This is a genomic window from Psychromonas sp. psych-6C06, assembly GCF_002835465.1.
Lineage (GTDB): Bacteria > Pseudomonadota > Gammaproteobacteria > Enterobacterales > Psychromonadaceae > Psychromonas.
Genome location: NZ_PIZM01000010.1, coordinates 1 through 22,214, shown reverse-complemented (window position 1 = coordinate 22,214; position 22,214 = coordinate 1). Strand labels below are relative to the sequence as shown.

Annotated in this window: 18 protein-coding genes; 7 read left to right on the top strand and 11 right to left on the bottom strand. The window is 40.5% G+C overall.

Annotated elements, in window-relative coordinates:
• Positions 1–64 precede the first annotated feature (64 nt).
• The 4 genes from CW745_RS13715 to CW745_RS13700 all read right to left on the bottom strand — a co-directional run bounded on the left by CW745_RS13715 (position 65) and on the right by CW745_RS13700 (position 4,989).
• Positions 65–1,963, bottom strand: coding sequence for a pre-peptidase C-terminal domain-containing protein (locus tag CW745_RS13715; RefSeq protein ID WP_101109261.1), 1,899 nt, complete (start codon positions 1,961–1,963; stop codon positions 65–67).
• A gap of 69 nt (positions 1,964–2,032) precedes the next feature.
• Positions 2,033–2,668 (bottom strand): DUF1566 domain-containing protein, encoded by a 636-nt coding sequence (locus CW745_RS13710; protein WP_101109260.1) that lies wholly within the window; start codon positions 2,666–2,668, stop codon positions 2,033–2,035.
• Positions 2,662–4,203, bottom strand: coding sequence for an ethylbenzene dehydrogenase-related protein (locus tag CW745_RS13705; protein ID WP_101109259.1), 1,542 nt, complete (start codon positions 4,201–4,203; stop codon positions 2,662–2,664). The genes CW745_RS13710 and CW745_RS13705 overlap by 7 nt, the downstream gene beginning before the upstream one ends.
• Positions 4,204–4,749: 546 nt before the next feature.
• Positions 4,750–4,989 (bottom strand): hypothetical protein, encoded by a 240-nt coding sequence (locus tag CW745_RS13700; RefSeq protein ID WP_193755612.1) that lies wholly within the window; start codon positions 4,987–4,989, stop codon positions 4,750–4,752.
• Between the two features lie 558 nt (positions 4,990–5,547).
• Here CW745_RS13700 and CW745_RS13695 point away from each other — a divergent pair.
• Positions 5,548–6,249, top strand: a complete 702-nt coding sequence (locus tag CW745_RS13695; RefSeq protein ID WP_101109258.1) for a PEP-CTERM sorting domain-containing protein — start codon at positions 5,548–5,550, stop codon at positions 6,247–6,249.
• 131 nt (positions 6,250–6,380) lie between these two features.
• Here the strand turns inward: CW745_RS13695 and CW745_RS13690 are convergent, their stop codons facing one another.
• The 4 genes from CW745_RS13690 to CW745_RS13675 are packed head-to-tail and all read right to left on the bottom strand — an operon-like array spanning position 6,381 to position 13,586.
• On the bottom strand, positions 6,381–8,276 hold the full coding sequence (locus tag CW745_RS13690) for an acyl-CoA dehydrogenase family protein (RefSeq protein ID WP_193755611.1): 1,896 nt from the start codon (positions 8,274–8,276) through the stop codon (positions 6,381–6,383).
• Positions 8,269–10,440: a 3-hydroxyacyl-CoA dehydrogenase NAD-binding domain-containing protein gene (locus CW745_RS13685; RefSeq protein ID WP_101109257.1), complete on the bottom strand. Its 2,172-nt coding sequence runs from the start codon at positions 10,438–10,440 to the stop codon at positions 8,269–8,271. The genes CW745_RS13690 and CW745_RS13685 overlap by 8 nt, the downstream gene beginning before the upstream one ends.
• 58 nt (positions 10,441–10,498) lie before the next feature.
• On the bottom strand, positions 10,499–11,788 hold the full coding sequence (locus CW745_RS13680; protein ID WP_101109256.1) for a thiolase family protein: 1,290 nt from the start codon (positions 11,786–11,788) through the stop codon (positions 10,499–10,501).
• Between the two features lie 37 nt (positions 11,789–11,825).
• Positions 11,826–13,586, bottom strand: coding sequence for a long-chain fatty acid--CoA ligase (locus tag CW745_RS13675; RefSeq protein WP_101109255.1), 1,761 nt, complete (start codon positions 13,584–13,586; stop codon positions 11,826–11,828).
• A 129-nt stretch (positions 13,587–13,715) separates the two neighbouring features.
• On the opposite strand from CW745_RS13675, the gene CW745_RS13670 reads away from it, so the two are divergent.
• Positions 13,716–16,109: a DNA polymerase II gene (locus CW745_RS13670; RefSeq protein WP_101109254.1), complete on the top strand. Its 2,394-nt coding sequence runs from the start codon at positions 13,716–13,718 to the stop codon at positions 16,107–16,109.
• A 21-nt stretch (positions 16,110–16,130) separates the two neighbouring features.
• Here CW745_RS13670 and CW745_RS13665 read toward each other — a convergent pair whose 3' ends face one another.
• A complete protein-coding gene (locus CW745_RS13665) occupies positions 16,131–16,739 on the bottom strand; it encodes a LysE family translocator (protein ID WP_101109253.1) in 609 nt (202 codons plus the stop codon).
• Between the two features lies 1 nt (position 16,740).
• On the bottom strand, positions 16,741–16,947 hold the full coding sequence (locus CW745_RS13660; protein ID WP_101109252.1) for a hypothetical protein: 207 nt from the start codon (positions 16,945–16,947) through the stop codon (positions 16,741–16,743).
• Positions 16,948–17,143: 196 nt separating this feature from the next.
• Here CW745_RS13660 and CW745_RS13655 point away from each other — a divergent pair, with 196 nt between their 5' ends.
• A complete protein-coding gene (locus CW745_RS13655) occupies positions 17,144–18,562 on the top strand; it encodes a PLP-dependent aminotransferase family protein (protein WP_101109251.1) in 1,419 nt (472 codons plus the stop codon).
• 18 nt (positions 18,563–18,580) lie between these two features.
• Positions 18,581–19,012: a thioredoxin TrxC gene (gene trxC, locus CW745_RS13650; RefSeq protein WP_101109250.1), complete on the top strand. Its 432-nt coding sequence runs from the start codon at positions 18,581–18,583 to the stop codon at positions 19,010–19,012.
• 11 nt (positions 19,013–19,023) lie between these two features.
• On the opposite strand, the gene CW745_RS13645 is transcribed toward trxC, so the two are convergent.
• Positions 19,024–19,278 (bottom strand): hypothetical protein, encoded by a 255-nt coding sequence (locus tag CW745_RS13645; RefSeq protein WP_193755610.1) that lies wholly within the window; start codon positions 19,276–19,278, stop codon positions 19,024–19,026.
• A 210-nt stretch (positions 19,279–19,488) separates the two neighbouring features.
• Between CW745_RS13645 and CW745_RS13640 the strand changes: the two genes are divergently transcribed.
• The 3 genes from CW745_RS13640 to CW745_RS17055 all read left to right on the top strand — a co-directional run bounded on the left by CW745_RS13640 (position 19,489) and on the right by CW745_RS17055 (position 21,999).
• Positions 19,489–20,859 carry a PIN domain-containing protein gene (locus tag CW745_RS13640; protein ID WP_101109249.1) on the top strand — a complete coding sequence of 457 codons (1,371 nt, stop codon included), beginning with the start codon at positions 19,489–19,491 and terminating at the stop codon, positions 20,857–20,859.
• 148 nt (positions 20,860–21,007) lie between these two features.
• The gene (locus tag CW745_RS17060; RefSeq protein WP_343226086.1) at positions 21,008–21,541 is read left to right on the top strand and encodes a transposase; all 534 of its coding nucleotides are present in this window, start codon (positions 21,008–21,010) and stop codon (positions 21,539–21,541) included.
• Entirely contained in the window at positions 21,475–21,999 is a 525-nt protein-coding gene (locus CW745_RS17055) for a hypothetical protein (RefSeq protein WP_343226085.1), read from the top strand. The genes CW745_RS17060 and CW745_RS17055 overlap by 67 nt, the downstream gene beginning before the upstream one ends.
• Positions 22,000–22,214 lie beyond the last annotated feature (215 nt).

The following is a 22,214-nucleotide window of genomic DNA, read 5'->3' as shown; positions in this document are numbered from 1 at the left end:
CGTTATTAAACGTGGTTTTTTTTTGGGTGCTGATAAATCCAATGTTAACCTGATATTGGCCCTATCATGAACAATTTGCGATGTATTGCCAAACGCCCCAGCCGTTACTGTTATCGGCAGGAGAACTATTTTCATTCCACCAATTTGCCTGATACAACTTACCATTTTGTGTCACTTGATCACCTGTTGTATAAACATTGTTTGCCGACCAAACTGAGCCACATTGCGAAGTTGGTGGTTGTGTTGGTGTATTACTTGGTGTTGGAGTCGGCACCGCCGTGGGAACTGACGTAGGCAGTGGTAAGGCTACTCCTTCATAGCTTGCGAGCAATGAAACATTGCTAAATGAAGAATAACCTTTCAGCATAATGTAATAAGTACCACTCGCATTATTCACATCACATTGTTCATTGTTACCATTTTTATAAGGGCGACAAATATAACTCGATGTTGTGGGTTGCTTTGCTTTTTGTAGGTAAAGGTCGACATCTCCACTCCCTCCTGATGTTTTTACCGTTAACGTACCGCTTGTATTAACATCAATACTAAAATAAAGAGTTTGTGATTTGTTACCCGATACAGAAACAGGCTGTCCATTTTTTAATACTTGCCCATTACTAGGTGGATCAACCGGCGTTGTATCTTCCAATTCGATAATTGTTTTACCCGATGTTGCTTTTTTAAGTCGTAATGTGTCACCAATACTACTCGCAACCCACCAGTTAATGTTATTCGGTAGTATTAATGGATCATCTAATCGTTGCTGGCGAGTTAAGCGTGAGGTACTGCTGTCAAACTGCGCTGTTTTAACTTCAATATTACTGTTAGTGACCCGCAATACTTTAAATTGTTGAATACTTGCTAAATCTATAGTCCACGATTTTGGGTCATTTGCCGAACGTGCGGGAGCGCCCCAGCTACCTTCACCAATAAAGACAGTTCCACCTGTGGTTGTTTCGCTGTAGCTATTTCCAACAGGCTTTAATGCTTGAGTTATTTTATTAATATGGGTATCAGACTCCACCACTAAATTCATTGCATGATTGTAAAAATGCTGTGCCCACCAGGTATATAATATGGTGTTATCGCTTTTGCCAGAATAGTGCGGATACATCGGTTTATGGTATTGAGCGATACGCCATTGCGTACTATTACCATTATTACTTAAATCATTTGCTAGCCAATTATTCATCGCCGTTGCATAACTTGACCAACCACTATTTTTGAACTGGCTATTAAGGGTATAAACACGTAATAACGGTGAAATATTAAAAGCCCCGAAGGTATCTTTTGCATCACAGCGTCCATTCTGATCATAATCAACACCAAATACCTGACAAAGTGTATTGTAGTTACCATCTTCATGATTACCATGCGTAGCGATAAAAGGGTAAATCCGCTGATAACTCAATCCGTCAATAAGATCATCCGAAAAAGTAAGTTGCCAGTCATTAAGGTAGGTTGACATCTCAGAGGCACTATTTGAATTAGTATAATCACCACCATGCATGATAAATAGTGGTCTTATTTTGGCAATTAATTGGTTACCTTGGCGACGGGTTGTCCAACCTGTACGTGTATCTCCGCCTGCAACAACTGTAAAAGGGCTATTATCGTTAGGGGCAGTTTTAAACCAAAGACGATCACCACAACCACTGTCATCACAAACGCGATAATAGACAGGACTGTTCGCTGGTAAATCGGTTAATGTTACAAACTGGCTCGTGAGTGAGCCGGCAAAAGTTTGTGTGTTATTAACACGTTCCGTTTGCCACTGAATTTCGTTGGTACTCAAACCATATTTTACATAATGATTACGACTTCCAGTGGGAGTAAATCCTATGGTTGCTTGTGATGAAGGATTTGTATCCCATACTAGGCGGTGTTGTGAACTACTAGCACTTACTGTGTGTGTTAAGCAAGCTAAAGTAAGTGGTAAAATAGCGTTAACATATGTTTTCATCATACATCCTTGCAATGTGATATTTTATTTAAAAAAATCGACTTATTAAAATAATGACCGCACATTCGTTTATTTTGAATGCGAGGCGGGAAATTTGTCATTCACTAAAATGACAAAAGCTGCATTTCGATAAGGTAAAACCAATGAGTCGCTATGGAGGAAGTTAACAGCAACTGCTCCTTGGTTTATCTCACGATAACGTTTTATGAGTGGCATGGAATGCACACTGGTCCAAAAATCACCACGTTGCATATGAGGAAAATAATCAACGGCTAGATTATTTTCATTTGGGCGATCATTCGTCATGAGTAAGGTTAGTAATTCATTGTGAGATGGTAGACGCCACTGATTCACACCGCAGAGTTTTTGTTGGTTTGTTTTTGTAATAAGGTCAAGCACATCACAGCGGCTGGGTTGAAAATAGCAGTCTCCCATATTTTCAACGCCACGTTGTCCATCAAACCATGAATAGGTCCAGTAGCCATCATGAATTGATTCATCATCTTTTTTTACTTCCCATAACAAGCCATGATGTTTATCAAAGACACAGTCCCAAGGTCCTTGCCAAGGTGTTAATTTCTCTCCTGAGTGGCTAATTTTTTCAAAACGTAAATCTTGGGTCTGCACCGGAGATTGTTCTCCCTTAAGTAGATAAAAGGCAGTCAATAGCAGGGTAATAACTAAAATTAAGATACGTTTTACCATGATGAAAACACCAACTTAAAAGGTCGTTCATGGCGAGTATGGGCTATTTGAGAATGGTCAAATGCTGATACCCACAGACATACATTATTTTGTAAGAAAATATCATATGTAGAGCCTGTATCACGTTTACGTGAAAGCTCTAATGTCCATTTTCCCGCTTGCCACTGACCGCGGGCACGAACATCTGCACGATCTCCTTCAAATCGGTTGGATCGGTATAATACGGAGGGTATTACGCTGCCCTCAGCATAGTTGTCATTACTCAGTTTGTAAGGGGTACTTTCAAACCAAGGTAATATTTTCAGGTTAGAAACTATCTTATCTTGTTGAAAAGTATCTGCATTAATCGGCAGACGTTTGGGGGTGATCGTGTGTGCAGAATACCATTGCCAATTCGTTACATAACCGGCACCTTCTTTGGCGTCTGCATTGTAACCGGCAGTGTAGCGTCGCTCTCCCGTCCGCACATTTTTAGGGGAAGTAAAGTGATTGTCATCGGCGAGAAACATATCGTTAGTTCGCACTGCTTTCCAGTGCCATAAATCACGCGTTCGCCCATCTAAACTGGCGTGATAACCTTTTCCGTGAAAGTTACTGGGTTTATCTTTAATAGGTTGAGGGCCTAAATGTGCTGTTCCATCAGCACCAGACTCACAATGTGTTGACAGCATGACAGCAAATTTATCTTCATAATAACGTTGCTCATCAAATTGATAAAAACCTTGTTGCTTAATCTGCCATTGGTTATTGCGCTTCTCTAAAGGAAGGTGCTGTAAGCTTTGTGTTGAATCCTGCCAAGTGAACAGAAAATAAACCTCCTCTTTATTGGCTACCGCTTGAACTGTGATTTGTGTTTGTCCATTTGCAAAGTTTGCGCCGCCTGTCGTTAATACACTGACCATTTTTGCGCGTTGCCAAAATGGTTCGTTGGGTAAACCATCAATTTCGATCAACTGATCATAAGAAATAGGCATCACTTCAAGTGAGGTAGTTTTGTTTTTCTGTTGCAGTAAATAGATAAAACTAGATAGACAAACAACCGCAATAATAGGAAATATGCAACGACTGATAGGTATTGTGTTGAGCGGTAATATTTTTTTAAGAGAACTCTTTCCCTGTTGTAGTAGATGAACTATCCCATGCAATAGGATATATAAAAAAACTGCGCAGGAAAAAAAGTAATGTAAATCGAATGCCGTGAGTAGCGGACTCGAAAAATAACTTAACCAGCCACTTATTACCGCACCAATGATAACGACGTAACCAAGTCGGTTTATCCAACGGTGATAAGGTGATTTTTTTCTGTTGATATTAGTATTAAGAAAGGGAGCAATTAAGATAACGGCAGTTAACGCGATCCCTGCTAGCAGATGTAATTGATGCAGTTGCCCTTGAGGTAATAGAGGGGATAACCACATTAAGGTCGGATCAGAAACAAGTCGAATACGCGATCCACTTAATAAATTTATAAGTACAGCCACCACACAAATAATATGTAGAAACATAAAGTTGTAACGTTTTGAATTTAATTGCATTTTATCGTTATACCTCCAATTTCGGAGTAATATAAACTATGATATTTACAATTTTGTTACATGTTAGTTTTATTTATATTATTAGTTAAGTGGCTAGGGGGGGGGTGATCTTTATTGTTTGTTTTTACAACAATTTGTTGAAAAAAAGAGCGAAAGTTTAAAGCCCTTGACTAAAATATTCGAGGGTGATGTTAATAGGCTATAGGTGGTGGCTTCATAACGCACTAAAAAGCGTCCATTAGCTTATGCGAAGGACGCTTAGTGGTTGTTCATAATTAACTACATAATTAAATAATGAAGAAAAGTGTTATACCAATTCCGCTAATATAGTGATCAAATATTACGCAGGAAAAAGTAGTTAGTTCAGGCGAAAATTGATGTAAATGGTTTTTCCCTTTACGAAATTTTTAACGCTGAAATAGCTTCTTTTAACCAGCAAGATTGATCAGTTATTTAGTGGATTTGGTATTAATAATCAACCCAAGGTACGCCTTCCTCTAACCACGCCATTTCACCATTTAAATCAGTTATTTAGTGGATTTGGTATTAATAATCAACCCAAGGTACGCCTTCCTCTAACCACGCCATTTCACCATTTAAAATACTCTTGGCTAATTTATTCTCTTTCTTATCATCATTATCAGCCAGTTCATCAAATAGACGCTTGATTTTACGTTTGCTATTTAAACTAAACACATCTGCTAGGTATTGTGGAGTTAAATCGCTGTGTTGGTTGTTTAGTTTAGAAACGGTATAGGAGCAGGTTGCTGAAATCAGGCCTTTCAAAAGGGGGGGGAAGCGAACCTAGTAAGCACTGCTTAATTTGGTGATATGGTTTGTGAAAAACGAGCTGCAATACCTATATAAATCGTTAATTTTTCATTTAGTGACAGATAGATAATAAAAAGTGGTTTACTGGTTAAGGGAGGTTGCTAGCCCTTAAGTGAAATAAATTTAATGTTACAACTCACGCCTTGGTAGTTTACATTTTTCCACGCACTACTAGCTCACTTTCTCAATTCCATTGGTATTATTGAAATTGGTTTTGTTCGTGATAGTTTTTTCCTACGTAATTATTGCTCGCAACATTAATTCTTTTTGTATAAATAGAATTTGATTTATAAGCAGATCTTTTATCTTAGGAAATTATTATGAAAGCTGATGTTGGTGTCAGAATTTTTTACATGTATTTATTGGTTTAATTTATTTTCTCTATAACCTTATGTTTTAAAGTGATTTTATTTTTATTTTATATTGGCGTGATTTTTGCTTCTTGTGGTTTTGTTTTTATATATCATAAAAACTCTTCAACTTAGATGCAACATTATTAAAGGAAAAGTACAAATGAAACAGTTTTTTTTGAAAGGTGTAATAGCAAGTTTTGCTTTGGCTATTAGTGCAGGCGCAAACGCTGGCCTTATAGGTGTTTGGGGAAATAGTACCCCTTTTGCTACTCCTATTCAAAATGCAGGACATACATTTGTTAATGTTAACTCGGCTACTACTTTAGAAGAGCTAGATACTTTAGAGCAAGTTTGGTTAATTCGCCGCGATGGAGATGCGGACTTGAACAACTATGTTTTAAATGGCGGTACGCTTGTTACAGAGTGGTCTGGGGCTTCTTGGGCTGTGAATTCAATGTCAATGCTTGAAGCAGATGATAGTTTTGGTTTTGCTAGTCGAACATCGGTGACGTTTACACAAGAAGGTATTGATTTAGGCTTCACTACAAACTTGCCGAACCCTTATTCAAATGAAGGAGCGACTGAGTTTTTTCGTTCATTTACAGGTATAGGGGAAGGGGTTGATATTATTGCAACTGCAAATGGATATAATGTTGGTATCGCTGGAAGTTATGGTCTTGGAAATGTCGTTGCATTAGGTTGGGATTGGGTAGACACTAATGCGTTAAACCCAATGAACCAATTGTTAGTAAATGATATAACCGGTTTATCCTTTTCTCCTAAAGGAGTGCCAGAGCCAGGGACTTTAGTCATTTTTGCTTTAAGTTTAATAGGGTTAGCTTCTCGTAAGTTTAAGAGATAATTTAGTTTCATCATATTGCAATGATTGTAAGCACTGAGCATAACAGCCAGTGCTTATTAGTTTTACATCCTCTAAAGCGATATTAATCGTTTATTCGCTTAACAGATAATGCTAAAGATTAAGCTATTAATTTAATAATCAACCCAAGGCACGCCTTCCTCTAACCACGCCATTTCACCATTTAAAATACTCTTGGCTAATTTATTCTCTTTCTTATCATCATTATCAGCCAGTTCATCAAATAGACGTTTGATTTTACGTTTGCTATTTAAACTAAACACATCTGCTAGGTATTGTGGAGTTAAATCGCTGTGTTGGTTGTTTAGTTTAGAAACTGCATAGGAGCAGGTTGCTGAAATGGCAAACAGCTCTGTACCTATCTCCATCAATACTCCTAGAATATGCTGTTTACGCTCTAATCTATCTTGGTATAAGCCGATATAATGAAAAATAGTGCGTGCCAATTTATGAGCGGTGTTTTCTACAAAATCGATATGTTTGGCTAATTTTCCTAGGCTTGGGTGTGAGCTCCATAGTGTGCTACTTAACCATTGTGTAGGGTACCAACTGCCATAGAAAGCCGCTAGTTTTAGTCCGGCTTCTATTTTTTCACCGACCGGTAGGTTCTTTTTGAGTATATCTGCTGCGACTTTAAGGTGGGGATCCATCGCTTCACGTGCTAAAAATAGCTTCATGATATCGGTCGTGCCTTCAATAATACGATTGATGCGGCAATCGCGCATTAGGCGCTCAATAGGGTAGGGCTTTTCGCCACGTGCTTTTAACGACGATGCCTTTTCATAACCACGACCACCGCGCAGTTGCATGGTGGTATCAACCACTTGCCAAGCTACCTCAGAGCAGAACAGTTTTGCCATGGCGGCCTCAATGCGCAGATCAAGCTTGGGATCATCAGCCATATGCGAGGTTAAATAGGTGACCGCTTCCATGGCAAAGGTACTGGATGCGATAAAAGCGATTTTTTTAGCGCCAGCTTCATGCTTGCCAATTGGCATACCCCATTGAACCCGCTCATTGCCCCAATCTCGAGCGACTGCCAAACAGTATTTACCCATACCCGCAGAGGCTGCTGGTAGTGTTAAACGGCCGGTATTAAGCGTCGCAAGGGCAAGCTTTAACCCTTTTCCTTCACCTAAAATAATATTCTCGATGGGCACTTTTACATCTGTAAATTTAATTAAACCATTTTGAATACCACGAATACCCATGAAATCACATCGATGTAAGACTTCCATGCCGGGCATCTCTTTTTCAACGATAAAAGCGGTGACCTGTTTTACCTGTTGCCCATTCGCTAAGGTTTTTGGTGCCGTTTGCGCCATCACCACAAGAACATCGGCGATTAAGCCATTAGTACACCATAATTTAATACCGTTGATTAAAAAGTGTTTGCCATCATCCGCCAGTGTTGCGCTGGTTTCCATTTTAGCGGGATCTGATCCAACCTCTGGCTCTGTCAGTGCAAAGGCAGATATCTTTCCGTCACGAAATTGGGGTAGGTATTTCTCTTTTTGTGCCTCAGTGCCAAACATTTTTAAAGGCTGCGGTACGCCAATGGATTGATGTGCACTTAATAGCACTGCCGTTGCGCCACAATGCGCAGAAACGGCCATCATAACCCGATTATAGTTAACTTGAGATAACCCTAAACCGTTGTACTTTTTAGGGACTTTCATCGCAAATAACCCCATATCCACCAGCCCTTGAATGACTTCAGGCGGGATAGTACGTGTTTCATCTACTTTTTCGGCATCTAGGTGTTCAATTAAAAACGCGCATACCTGTTTAACTAATTGATCACCTACTTTTTTTTCGGCGCTTGATTGGCTAGGAAAAGGGAAAATAAGCTCAGTTTTTAAACTTCCCATGAACAGTTGACCGGCAAAACTCGTCGTTTGTTCGCTGGTGTCACGAGCGGACTCTGCAAGTTGCATTGCGGCTGCCTTTGCGCTATTCATTTTAGAGGTATCAATCATCGACTGTTGTGTTTCATGTTGTTTACTCATGTTTCTCTCCCTCATAAAATGTTTGCCCATTTTTTGCTTTTTCGATCAGCAGTGCTGCTGGAGCAAAGCGTGAACCATACTGATCACTAAGTTGCATCAATTTGTCACAAACTGTTTGTAGGCCTTGGTTGTCTGCATATTTTAATAATCCACCACGAAAGGCAGGGAAGCCGGTTCCCATCAACATTGCCATATCTAAATAAGCAGGGTTTTCTATCACTCCCTCTTCTAAGCAACGTATCGCTTCATTAACCATGATTAAGATACAACGATCTATCATCAACTCATTATCGAAAGTGTTTAACTTGATATGATGCTCTGCACGGTAGAATGTTAAAATCGTATCGATATTTTTATTGTAGCGACGGGGCGATTTTATCGGGTGCTTGTAAAAACCTGCGCCTGATTTTTTGCCTAACAGTTTCTCTTCGACATAAATATGTTTAAATAATCCGGCAACCTGCATTCTTTCTCCGTAGGCTTGCTCTAAAATAGACGCTACATGGAAGCCAATATCAATCCCCACCTCATCAGCGAGTACAAAGGGGCCCATGGGCAGTCCAAAAGCTTCAAGACAATGGTCTATTTCGGTGACATTACCGCCTTCTTGTAAAATAAGTGCTGCTTCGTTGAGCATGGGAATTAAAATACGATTGACTAAAAAGCCAGCGCAGTCGCCAACCACAATAGGTGTTTTACCTAATTGTTTAGCCAGTTTTACAGTGCTTGCGATCGTTTGTGGACTGGTTTGTTTGCCGGGAATAATTTCAACCAGTGGCATTCGGTTAACGGGATTAAAAAAATGCATACCAATCATATTTTCAGGACGTTTTAGATCGCTAGCCATCTCTGTAATAGAGAGGCTAGAAGTATTAGAAGCTAAAATCGCATTTTTGGGGAGCTGACTTTCCGCTTCTGCTAAAACACTTTTTTTAATATCCATGTTTTCGACAACGGCTTCAATCGCAATATCGAGTTGTTTGAAACCATTATAATTGACCGTACCTGCAATATGATTCATCTGATAACGGATCTGATTCGGTTTGATTTTACGGCGCTTATTCATCTGTTGATAATACAGATTGGCTGTCTGATAACCTTTTGCGACGGCATCCCATTGAATATCTTTGAGTCGGACATTTTTATTGTTATTAGAAAATAGCCAAGCAATTCCGCCACCCATCACTCCGGCGCCAATAACCGCGCCATTATTTATCTGTTGTGGCGTGATAGTTGTATCACTAATACCACTCTCTTTTTTAAGTGCTTCATTGGTGAAAAAGAGTTGGATCAGGTTTTTACTGATATCGGTGACGGCCACTTCTGAGAAACCATGTAACTCCTCTTCGAGTGCATCCTCGATGGATAGATCCACAATAGTTTCAATCACCTGTAATGCTTTAAAAGGGGCGGGATAAAAGCCTTTGGTTTTTTGCTGGAGGTTTTGAAATGCTTTCTTGAAGATCAGCTTTCGCCCAAGAGGGTTGTCTTCCAATAATTTTTGCGACAATGTTTTATTACGCTGTTTGAGGAGCTTTTTAGGCAGTGTTTTATCTGCTAATAATTGCGCTATAAAGTCGTTAACCGACTGCTCTGCTAGCGTGTGATTATAAATGGCATCGACTAGTTTTAAACGAAGTGCTTTTTTTGCTACCACCACTTTAGCGCTGAGGATCATCTGTAGTGCGGCTTGTAAGCCGATTAGCTTGGGCAAACGTACGCAACCACCAAAGCCGGGAATAATACCTAAACTCACTTCAGGTAATCCAATCACTGCTTTTTTGTCATCGCTGATAATACGGTAAGTACAGGCTAACGCGAGTTCGCAGCCACCGCCAACACAAGCACCATTTATCACCGCTAAGCTGGGGAAGGGAAGCTGTGATATTTGATGCAGAATTTTCTGTCCAATACCTGCTTTTTGGTAAGCTTCCTCTTTGCTACGAATATCTTTTATCTCATTAATATCCGCACCAGCGATAAAAACAGCTGCCTTAGCACTTTTAAATACCAGTAATTTGATACTGTTATCGCGACTTAAGGTGGCGAGGTGATCTTTGAGTTCAAGTAAGGTGTTTCCATCCAGCTTGTTTACTTTTTCATTTTTAAAATCAAAGAGTAGGGTGGCGACCCCAGAATTATTAATTGATAAATCAAAATTCATTATGCGTACTCCTGAGAATGTCAGTGGTAACTCATTATCTGGTTTTTAATTTTTGTGCTTATTCAACCTCTAAGGCAAGTGCTGCGCCTTGACCACCGCCGATACACAGTGTCACTAAACCGCTGTTCTGCTTTTTGCTTCGCAATGCCTTGAGCATGGTAATAACCAACCTAGTTCCGGTTGCTCCAACGGGATGACCTAAGGCAATTGCGCCTCCATGTACGTTAAGTTTTTCATCATCAATCGGCCCTAATGCTTTATCTTTGTTGAGGTAGGTTTGTGAAAAAAGGGCAGATTCAAAGGCGCGTTGATTAGCGATAACTTGGGCTGCAAAGGCTTCGTTGAGCTCTATAAGATCAAAGTCGCTCATACTCATGCCTGATTTATCTAAAAGTTTGCTGGTAGCGTAAACGGGTCCAAGCCCCATTCTATCTGGTGATAACCCCGCGTAGGCATAATCTTTAAGGTAACCGAGTGGCTGATAACCCAATGCTTTGGCTTTGCTCTCTAACATAATTAATACCGCGCCAGCACCATCGGTTATCGGGCAAGCATTTGCCACGGTAATGGTGCCTGCTGCACGATCAAAAAAAGGTCTTAACTTAGCGAGTTTTTCAATACTTTGATCCGTGCGGATAGCGTTATCTTGTTGTTGTACTTTGTTGTAATGAGGTGGTAATAAAATAGGGTGGATCTCTTGCTCAAAAAATCCTGACTGTTGTGCCTTAGCTGCTTTTAAATGGGAGTTTAAAGCGAAGGTATCTTGTTCACTGCGCGATAGGCTGAACTCACGTGCTAGCACTTCAGCAGTTTGCCCCATATTTAAGCCACAAATAGGATCCGTCAACCCTTCAACAATAGAGATAACTGGTTTAAGAAAGTGCGGGCGAAACTGTGAAAGAGTAGTGAGTTTTTGTGGTGTTGTTTTGGCTTTCATTAAATCGGCAAACAGTTGCGTCATTTTACTGCCAAATTTCAGTGGGTATTGGCTCATGCTTTCTGTGCCACCGGCAATCACAATCTCGCCATTTCCGGCTAGCATTTTTTCATATCCAGTGGTGATAGACTGCATACCGGAGGCACAATTACGATGCACGGTATAAGCGATAAGATGTTCAGGTAACCCCGCTTTTAAGGCGATCACCCTTGCGATATTACAGGCGTTAGAAGGTTGACCCACATTGCCCATGATCAGTTCATCGATAAGGTTAATATCGACGTTGGTTTTTGCTAACAACTCTTTAACTATCACCGCAGCTAAATCATCGGGTGCAATGCCTGCCATTTCTGAGCCTGCTCGGCAAAATGGGGTTCGTATTCCCTCTACAATCGCTAATCTCTCTTTCATCGTGAACTCCTAATTAGTTCATAAAAAAATCGCTTAACTACTCACTGTAAAAATCATCGATAATTTGTTTGAACTTCTCCTCCACAACATGGCGACGAAGTTTCATAGTCGGTGTTAATTCACCAGTTTCAATAGTAATAGGGTGTTTTACAAATTTATATTTTTGTACTTTTTCCCAAGCGCTGAGTTGATCGTTAACCTGTTGTACTGCGATTTTTATCTCTTTACGTACTTCACTGGAATTTAAAAATTCACTGTTACTCATATCGCTATAACCGCGATGTGCTCGAATCGCATCCAGGTTTTCGTAGTCAGGGAAAAGTAGGCAGGAGACAAAACGGCGGTTTTCACCAATAATTGCGGCCATATCGATGAGCGGTGATTTACACAGGCGTTGTTCAATGGGTACAGGGCTAACATATTTGCCGTTCGAGGTTTTAAATAACTCTTTTTTACGCCCTGTGATGGTTAAATATCCATCGCTATCGAGTGAGCCTAAATCACCAGTATGAAGCCAACCTTCATCATTGATGGTTTCTTGCGTGGCTTGGGTATTATTATGATAACCGATCATAATATTAGGGCCTTTGGCTAGTATTTCATTGTCGCTGGCAATTTTAACTTCAACGCCGGGATAGATTTTTCCCACTGTGCGGTAGCGAACATGACCTGGATAATTAACTGCTAACACGGGAGAAGTTTCCGTTAAACCATAACCTTGATAAATATTAAAACCGATATTTTTGAAGAAATGCTCCATGCTTTCACTTAAGGCTGAGCCTCCGACAATCAGCATCTGTAAATTACCACCTAACGCGGCACGCAATTTACTGTAAATAAGCTTATCAAAGACATTATCTGCGAGGGTGTTTTTAGCGGGCACCTTAGTGATAGCGCGTTCAAAGGCACTGCTCATTAGTTTACGTTTAATCGAAGATTGTTCATCGATTCGGCTATGCATTTTAGCGTACACTTTTTCCAGTAATCGAGGCACCAGTGTGATAACTGTTGGTTTAATCTCGCGTAATAGATCGCCCACTTTTTTTATATCATCAGCAAAATAAAGTGGCGTGCCTGTGGACAGGTAATAGTAACTAACCATGCGCTCAAATACATGCGCTAGGGGTAAACAGGTGAGAATTTTATCGCGGCTCGGATCGAGTGGGAAACGTTCGCCAGTCGCTTTAATTTGTGAAATTATATTTTCGTGGCTGAGCTCGACACCTTTAGGCATGCCAGTAGAACCGCTAGTATAAATAATGGTGGCAATATCGCTGGCATTAACAGCATCTCGCATTAAAGCAAACAGTTGAGGCTGTTGATTGGAAAGTTGGTCGCCTAACGCCAGTAGCTTTTGGAAAGTTAAACCATTTTTTTCACTGTAATTACTGTCTAGTGAAATGACTTTTTTAAATCCGGTTAATTCGTTACAAATAGTGTCGTCGAGTAAATTACTGTCGCTGATAAAAATATAGTTAATGTTGCTGTCTTTTTTCTGAAATTCAAAATGTTTACTGGAGACATTGGCAAACATTGGCACCGAAATAGCGCGGTTTAACATGATCGCAAGATCCATCATGATCCATTGCGGAGAGGGAGGAGAGATGATCGCAAAACCTTCATTCTCTTTAACGCCTAAAGCACGCAAACCAAGGGTTAAGCGTCGAATTGTCTCATAAAACTTTTCACTTGAAAGGGCTTGCCATTGACCATTAACTTTATAATTCAATGCCGAAGAGTGCATGTAGGTATTCACTACATGCTGGATCATGTCTGGAAGTGTTGTATAGTTTTGCATATTGATCCTCTAAGAAATTACCTAGATTAATGAGAGAGTTAGCGCACTCTTTTTAATATAGCCTAGTTCGTTGCTTTGTGTTTAATCTGACTGTGTTAAACTTGAACTCCCGCTAAAATAAGAGCTCCTATGGAAAATATCACACAGCTTGAAGGTTTAATATTATCACGACAACAGCGTGATACTGCTATTGGCATTGAGCTTATTTTCTGGATTAAAACGGAGCAGGGCCCCTGTCAGATTGTACTTACTGGGCAACGCGCTGTTTTTTTAATCAAACAGGATGATCTTCAAGAAACACAAGATATTTTCTCGGCTAAAGGCCTCGTTTTTGATGAACTACGTTTATTACCCCTGATGACCTTTGGGCAACAAAAAGTAGTGGCGATTTATAGCCAATCATTAAAATCGTCAAGACGCCTTGAACATGCATTGACAGATCACGGGATTGCAATTTTTGAAGCGGATATTAAAGTCATCGACCGTTATCTGATGGAACGTTTTATTTTTGGTAGCGTGAAAGTGACAGGTGAGATCATAAAACACGGTGCTTATTACACTTGCCATAATCCCAAAATCAGCCCTGCCAAGAATAGCGCCTCGCTGGTAACTGTCTCCTTAGATATCGAATGTAGCCCCGAGCAGGTTTTGTATAGTATCGGATTAACACTGCCTGATGAAAGCCAAAGCTGTGTCATCATGGTCGGAGAGCCACAACCCTGCGATAACGTTAATATACTCTGGGTAAAGGATGAACTGAGTCTGTTACTCGCCTTACAAAAATGGTTTCAACAACATGATCCCGATATCATCATCGGTTGGGCGGTGGTCAATTTTGATATGCGACTACTGGCTGAACGCGCCAAATATCACCATTTAAAACTGTGTTTAGGGCGTGATAATCAAGCGTTACAATGGTATGCCCATCAAGATAACAGTGGCCAAGGTAGTTTAAAGTTAGCCGGACGCGTTGTGCTAGATGGTATTGAGCAATTAAAAAACAGTAGCCGTCACTTTGAAAGTTACAGCTTGGAATCGGTCAGTCAAAGTCTTTTCTCAGAGGGCAAGTTGATCACCGAGGAAAACAGCAAGTTTGTTGATAAAGGCTTAGAGATAAAATATCAATATGAGCACACACCACTTAAATTAGCTGCCTATAACCTGCAAGACTGCCTATTAGTCGCGCGTATTTTTGAGCATGCACAATTAATTGAATATGCGATTCAACGTGCGGAGTTGACCGGTTTAGCACTGGATAGACGTGGCGCTTCGGTGGCCGCTTTTACCAATTTATACCTACCTCTATTACACCGCAGTGGTTACATAGCACCTAACATTGGCGATGTTGAGGCGCAACATTCGCCGGGTGGCTTTGTGATGGACTCTAAACCTGGGCTATATGATTGGGTGTTAGTACTTGATTTCAAATCGCTATATCCCTCTATTATTCGTACTTTTAAGATTGACCCGCTAGGGATGATTGAAGGGCTTAAAGAGCCTGAAACACAGAGCATTGCAGGTTTTAGAGGGGCAAGGTTTAGTCGTACAGAGCATCATTTGCCCAATATTTTAGACGGCTTGAGTCTCGCACGAGAAAGCGCCAAAAAAGCCAATAATCAACCCTTTCAGCACGCGATTAAGATCATAATGAACAGTATGTATGGCGTATTAGGCTCTGCGGGTTGCCGCTTTCATGATACCCGATTAGCAAGCTCTATTACGCTTCGTGGCCATCAAATTATGATTGAAACTGGCGAGTTTATTGAAAAGCTGGGTTATCAGGTGATTTATGGTGATACCGACTCCACTTTTGTATGGCTTGAGGGTTGTCAAAAATTAGGCGATGCTAATGAGATCGGCAAGATGCTTGAGCAACGAATCAATTTGCATTGGCAACAAAAATTAGCTGAAGAATTTCAACTGCCTTCATTATTGGAAATTGAATATGAGACCTGTTTTAGTCAATTTTTTATGCCGACGTTAAGGGGATCGGAGTCGGGATCGAAAAAACGCTATGCGGGATTAAAAACCACCGAGCAGGGTAATGAAATCATTTTTAAAGGGCTTGAAAGCGTGCGCAGTGATTGGACTGAATTAGCGAGACTGTTCCAAGAAACCCTGTTTGAGAAAGTATTTGCCAAGCAAAGCGTGACACAGTTTATTATCGAAACCGTCAGCCAACTCAAAGCGGGCCAACTAGATACACAACTTGTATATCATAAACGCCTTCGACGACGCTTAGATGCCTATGTGAAAAATGTGCCTCCGCAGGTGCGGGCAGCCAGATTCGCCGATGCGCAAAACATAAAACTGGGGCGTCCGCTACGTTATCAGCGCCAAGGGCGTATCGCTTATCTCATCACTATTAATGGCCCCGAGCCGATTGAATATGTCAGTTCAAGCATCGACTATCAGCATTATATTGATAAACAACTTAAGCCGATTGCCGACGCTATTTTACCTTTTCTCCCAGAAGGGGATAATTTTGATTCGCTGGTTTCACAACAGATGCCTCTATTTTAAGTTATGCGTATTTTAGTTTCATCAAGCGATGATAAAAAACAGCGTGGCAAAGGTCATTAAGCCCATGGCGTAATTAAAACGCTGTTTACGTTTTGCTGTGGTTAACCATTTTGCAATTTCCATTCCTAAATAAGCCCATAGGCTAATCGCAATAAACCCCATCAGTGCAAAGCAGAGCATGATCCACAATCCCGATTCGATATATTGCTCACCAGCCAAGGTAAAACTACTGATACTGCCAATGCACATTGCCCATGCTTTAGGGTTCACAAACTGGAATACTAACGCGCCAAACACACTCATCGGTTTATCGCTACGATGCTTGTTATCACGCAGTTGATCATTGGTGGGGGCATTGGCGATTTTCCATGCAAGCCAACAGAGATAAATACTCCCCAATACTTTTAGCAGATCATATAGCGCTGGGTATAACTCAAAAACGGCGCCCAAACCAAGTAAAACAGCAGAGAGTAGACTTGCCATTCCCAGTAAAATCCCGAAAATATGAGGTAAAGTTTTTTGAAAACCAAATTGCGCCCCAGAGGCGAGCAACATAATATTGTTTGGCCCCGGTGTCACAGACATCACGAAGGCAAACAATGAAATTGCTAAAATAAGTGAACCATCCATATTAACCTCCTCGATGTAATCGTTGTAATCGTTGTAATCGGCGTAAACCGGTTAATATAAGTGATGTGATAGAGCGCTTATTGATCTCTCTATTGACCTCAGCAGGCGTACGCGCGATATCTTTAAAAATATGCTCAGGTATATATTTAAGCTGTTGACGTGTTTGATGGCGACGTAAGCCATTGAGTATGCCGTTTTTAATCTTCATAGTATCTCCTCCTTTAAATCACTGAATAATTATTGTAGTGATTGCCGTTTTTGGATACAGACCCAAAATAAACTATATTTACGATACAGATGTGCTGTTTTAGCTTCTGTATTGCACATATTTCTGTTATCTGTGTGGTTTGATCGCGTGTTTCTTATATAGGATGATACGGTTGAATGATAAGAAGGTGATGAGTATGAAATTATACGAAAAAATAGCGAATCAGTTACGTGACGATATCTATGCCGGTTTATTTGTTGTGGGTGATAAAATGCCCTCTATTCGTCAATTAGTGGCAGAGCACCAAGTTAGCATTTCAACCGTACAACAGGGCTATCATCAGCTTGAGCTAGAAAATTTGATTGAAGCACGCCCTAAATCCGGTTATTTCGTCTGTTATCAAGCAACACCTCCAGTATTGCCAGAAACTTCTCGGCCTGCACAGCGCCCAATTGAAGTGTCGCAATGGCAAGAGGTGTTAGAGGTATTACTGACCAAAGAGGGCGTGGATACGATCCAGTTGCAACATGCAATGCCTAATATGAGTGAGGCGACGTTAACACCTTTGCTGAAAAAAATGTCGCAATTGATGCGCCATCAAATGGCATTGAGCTTGCCCTATGGCGATATAAAGGGAGCGTTAGTATTACGTGAACAGATTGCTAAATTAGCGCTTAATTCTGGTGCACTATTACACCCAGATGATCTGGTGATCACCTCTGGATGCCAAGAAGGTTTGTCGGTTTGTTTACGTGCAGTGACAAATCCCGGGGATGTCGTCGCTGTGGAGTCACCGAGTTTTTATGGTTCAATGCAAGCGATTAAAGCCGCTAATTTAAAAGCGATTGAAATCCCTACCAATGCCTCAACCGGTTTAAGTTTAGAGGCGCTAGAGTTAACTCTTGAACAGTGGCCTATTAAGGCGATTTTAGTGACGCCAACCTGTAATAACCCGATGGGTTATAGCATGCCAGAGGCTGATAAAAAACGCCTTTATCAGTTAGCGCAAAGTTATGATATCTGCATTATCGAAGATGATATTTATGGAGATATTAGTTATCAGTTACCGCGGCCTAAAAGCATTAAATCTTTTGATGAAGATGGACGTGTTTTACTGTGTAGCTCTTTTTCTAAAACCGTCGCTCCCGGCGTGCGAGTGGGGTGGATTGCACCGGGACGGTATCGCGATAAAGTGACCCATGTAAAGTATGTGAGTAGCTCTATGTGCCCGACGTTACCACAACTCGCCATTGCTGACTTTATTCAATCTGGTGGTTATAGCAAGCATACGCGGCGGGTGCGTTTGTTATATAAACAGGGAAGAGATCATTTAATTAAATGTATCAAGCGTGAGTTTCCTAGTGATACGCGTATTAGCTTTCCACAGGGGGGCTATATTTTATGGGTCGAGCTAAACAAAGACTATGATACGGTTAAACTTGCTTCCCAGTGTAAAGAGGGGGAAGTGAGTATCGCACCCGGCACGTTGTTTTCAGCAACGGGGAAATATCGACACTGCATGCGCCTTAATTTCAGTGAGCAAACAGAAATTGAACGCGAACAAGGCATTCGTCAATTGGCGTTTTATATTAATCAGCAAAATCAATTCAAATAATAAAGTGAGTAAATAAGCATGACGATGATCAACACCCGTTGCCCCCACTGCCAATCGATGAATCGATTACCGATAACGCGTATCGATGCTAATCCTAGTTGTGGTCGCTGTAAAATGGATCTCTTACAAGGTGCGCCGATTGAAGGTACCGCGGTAAATTTAAATGCGTTGATTAATGCAGCACAACCTGTGGTTGTTGATTTTTGGGCGCCATGGTGTGGTCCCTGTATTAACTTCGCACCTATTTTTAGTGATATTGCGCAGCAACACAAAACAGTACGGTTTGTGAAGGTAGATACTCAAACGCAGGAGCAGCTGGGGGCGCAATACCATATTCGTAGTATCCCAACATTAATGGTGTTTAAACAGGGAAAAGTGGTGGATACTTTAAATGGTGCGCTACCTAAAGCGCAGTTCCAATCTTGGCTACAGCAGGCGCTGTTAAAGTAATCTACAGAAAGTTAAACGTACGGTTTTTGACTGATTATCTGTGCAATCGCGCGATCTGGATTGCGCTTTATCCCTTCAAAATAGTGCAAACAGTGCCAGCCTTGCAAGAGCATGTTTAATTCATTCTCTTGCAATAAAAAGGCATCACGATTCGGGCGTCCAAATTGCCTGTTCTCAGTGATGAAGGTTTCGTAAATAATCAATCCAGCCGGCGCAATCGCTTGGTGAATTTGCGCCATTAGTGGGCGATGTAAATAGCGAAACACGATAATAGCTTGATAACTTTCTGCCGAAAAAAAAGATGAGCACCCAAAGTTTGAAACGAATAAAAACAACTAGTTATTATAATTGGTCTTTGGGTGTCGCCGATTAGGTCGAAATCAAATAAACAATCAAGATAGAAATAACCTATTGTTTAATAGCAAGTTGTCGCCAATAATAAGGCAATTAAATAATTTTCAAATATAAGGGTGTCGATGAAAAATGTATTTCCTGGCCATTTCAAGCATGATGAAACCAAATTAACTGATATTTGGGAAAACTCCCTGTTTGTTTTTGATGCGAATATTTTACTAAACCTTTACAGGTATTCTGATACTACCCGACAAGATTTTTTGGCTTTGATGGAACAGATAAAAGACCGAATTTTCCTGCCTCATCAGGCTGCCGCGGAATATTTGAAAAACCGAATTACGACTATTAATGCGCAAAAAAAGAGTTATGAAGATAGCATCAATAGCATTGGAAAGGTCAGAAAAAGTCTCAAAGAGTCTACTCAACACCCATTTGTGAAATCTGAAATTCTGGACAAATTAGACGATGTATTCGAAGAGTTGAAAACAGAGCTTAACGGGAACAAAGCAGTACATACAGACCGAATTGTTAACGACGATATAAAAGACTCCCTTGGTTTGATTTTTGAAGGACGAACAGGTGAAAGCTATTCTGATAAGACATTAGAAGAAATTATCATGGACGGCGCTAAACGGTATGAACAACAGATACCTCCTGGTTATATGGATGCTAAGACCAAGAAAGTTAATGGTGATTGCAAGGTATTAAAGGAAAAATGTAGACCTTACGGTGATTTGATTGTCTGGAAGCAGTTATTGGAAAAAGCCAAAGAGGAAGATAACAGTGTAATCTTCATTACTGATGATAGTAAAGAAGATTGGTGGGAACTAGCAGGTAAAGTGACTATTGGGCCTAGACCGGAGCTTACAGAAGAGTTCGTTAGCGTCGTTAAAAAAGATTTCCATATGTACTCAGCTGATAAGTTTTTGGTTTTAGCTAGAAAATACCTGGGTAGTGAAGCTAGTGATGAAACATTGAAAGAGGTCCAAGAAGTAAGCCAAAGAGAGACAATTGAATTTGCAGATGTTTTAGAAAGTTTTAATAAATATCGGCATCATGATCGCCCTGATAAATACGATCTTCCGATGGAATACTATAATGATAGAGGCGAGAATGATTCAGAATTTATCGACCACTCATTTTCAACGAAGAAGAGAAAAAATTTAAGAGCTTTGTACGATGCCGCTCTTAACGAGATTGAAAGGTTGCGACACGAAAGACTCACTACTTTGGCTAAAATCAGTGAACAGCGCAAAATCTCATTCAACTTAGAAAAAGAATATTCGGGTTTAGTTATTTCAGAAGGGGATTCCTCAAGTCGAGGTATTGAGCTAGGTAATATGATTGAGGCGTCAAAGAGAGAGCTTGAACGTCTAGACACAATACTTATGGGTTTAAGTCAAAATATTGCAAACATGCAGAGTGAAAAGCGTTCAGTTGTTGGTGCGAGTCGGCTAAATCCTGATCAAATCGACAGCCCTAGCTTTCTATAGTCCCATCAAAGGTTTGCCCCGTTGATGGGCTTTCTGCATTCTAGGGGCATACGGATACGGATAAACGGGGACAGCCGTATCTTTTTGACTGAACTCCGCGATTAACCTATGGTTGTATATACACCATAGGTAATTAGTTGGAGGTTTTATGACTCAATCTCGCGATAGCTTAATTTCACTTTCCGATACCCCTTATTACCATTGTATCTCCCGCTGTGTCCGCCGTGCCTTTTTGTGTGGCGAAGACAAATACACAGGGCAAAGCTTTGAACATCGACGTCAGTGGGTTATTGATAGAGTGAAATATTTAACGGATGTGTTTCCTATTGAAATTTGTGCTTATGCGATCATGTCTAACCATTATCATCTTGTATTGTTTGTTAATGAAGAAGCGTTAGCTCATTGTTCTGACAGCGAAATATGCGAGCGTTGGAATAAAATATACTCACTGACACCAATTGTATCGAGATGGCAGAAAGGGGAGTTGAATTCAGATGCCCAAAAAGAGAATGCGCTTGAAGTGATTACCGAGTGGCGCCAACGTTTATCAAGCATCTCGTGGTTTATGCGTTGTTTAAATGAGTTTATAGCCTGTAAAGCAAACAAAGAAGACAAGTGCAAAGGCGCTTCTGGGAAGGTCGGTTTAAATCACAAGCATTACTCGATGAAAAAGCACTGTTGACTTGCATGGCCTATGTAGACTTGAACCCTATCCGTGCAAAGATGTCAGCAAGTGTTGAAGAATCTGAATATACCTCTGTATTTGAACGGTTACATAACAAGTCAAACGATACGGAAAATAAAGGGGAAGTTGAAAGCAAGCCACTGGTTAAATTTATTGGTGCAGAGCAACAGCATCAACCACAAGGCATTCATTTTTCACTGATTGATTATCTTGAGTTGGTTGATTGGAGTGGGCGTATTCTTCGGGAAGGCAAGCGTGGTGTAATATCAGAGAAAACTCCTGCTTTGCTAGGCATACTTGGGCTAGATAACGAAATCTGGCTTAAGTTAGCGAATGATTTTGGCAAAGAATATCACGGAGCAGTGGGATCATTAGAAGAGTTGGCATTATTTGCTGAGCATACAGGTAAGCAGTGGATTTCAGGTCAAAATAAACTACGACGAATATATCATTAACAATAACGGCGCATCATCATAAACACATAGCATTAGTTTCCACTAAGGCTTACTGCATCTTAAAATCAATAAAGTCTTCAAATATTCTCTTTAATTTCATTTTCAAGGCAATTTTAACAATTGAACTGAAATATTCCATGTGATGACGACTGAAATAAATAAAATTGTATCCCTTGTTCAACATAGAAGTTGGGATGTCCTCGATTGCTTGTAAA

What these genes read in the sequence shown, in the direction of transcription:
- CW745_RS13710 (WP_101109260.1), bottom strand. Translation starts at nt 2,668, where the DNA reads ATGGTAAAACGTATCTTAATTTTAGTTATTACCCTGCTATTGACTGCC.
- trxC (WP_101109250.1), top strand. Translation starts at nt 18,581, where the DNA reads ATGACGATGATCAACACCCGTTGCCCCCACTGCCAATCGATGAATCGA.
- CW745_RS13690 (WP_193755611.1), bottom strand. Translation starts at nt 8,276, where the DNA reads ATGAGTAAACAACATGAAACACAACAGTCGATGATTGATACCTCTAAA.
- CW745_RS13660 (WP_101109252.1), bottom strand. Translation starts at nt 16,947, where the DNA reads ATGAAGATTAAAAACGGCATACTCAATGGCTTACGTCGCCATCAAACA.
- CW745_RS13640 (WP_101109249.1), top strand. Translation starts at nt 19,489, where the DNA reads ATGAAAAATGTATTTCCTGGCCATTTCAAGCATGATGAAACCAAATTA.
- CW745_RS13665 (WP_101109253.1), bottom strand. Translation starts at nt 16,739, where the DNA reads ATGGATGGTTCACTTATTTTAGCAATTTCATTGTTTGCCTTCGTGATG.
- CW745_RS13695 (WP_101109258.1), top strand. Translation starts at nt 5,548, where the DNA reads ATGAAACAGTTTTTTTTGAAAGGTGTAATAGCAAGTTTTGCTTTGGCT.
- CW745_RS13655 (WP_101109251.1), top strand. Translation starts at nt 17,144, where the DNA reads ATGAAATTATACGAAAAAATAGCGAATCAGTTACGTGACGATATCTAT.
- CW745_RS13685 (WP_101109257.1), bottom strand. Translation starts at nt 10,440, where the DNA reads ATGAATTTTGATTTATCAATTAATAATTCTGGGGTCGCCACCCTACTC.
- CW745_RS13675 (WP_101109255.1), bottom strand. Translation starts at nt 13,586, where the DNA reads ATGCAAAACTATACAACACTTCCAGACATGATCCAGCATGTAGTGAAT.
- CW745_RS17060 (WP_343226086.1), top strand. Translation starts at nt 21,008, where the DNA reads ATGACTCAATCTCGCGATAGCTTAATTTCACTTTCCGATACCCCTTAT.
- CW745_RS13705 (WP_101109259.1), bottom strand. Translation starts at nt 4,203, where the DNA reads ATGCAATTAAATTCAAAACGTTACAACTTTATGTTTCTACATATTATT.
- CW745_RS13680 (WP_101109256.1), bottom strand. Translation starts at nt 11,788, where the DNA reads ATGAAAGAGAGATTAGCGATTGTAGAGGGAATACGAACCCCATTTTGC.
- CW745_RS13715 (WP_101109261.1), bottom strand. Translation starts at nt 1,963, where the DNA reads ATGAAAACATATGTTAACGCTATTTTACCACTTACTTTAGCTTGCTTA.
- CW745_RS13670 (WP_101109254.1), top strand. Translation starts at nt 13,716, where the DNA reads ATGGAAAATATCACACAGCTTGAAGGTTTAATATTATCACGACAACAG.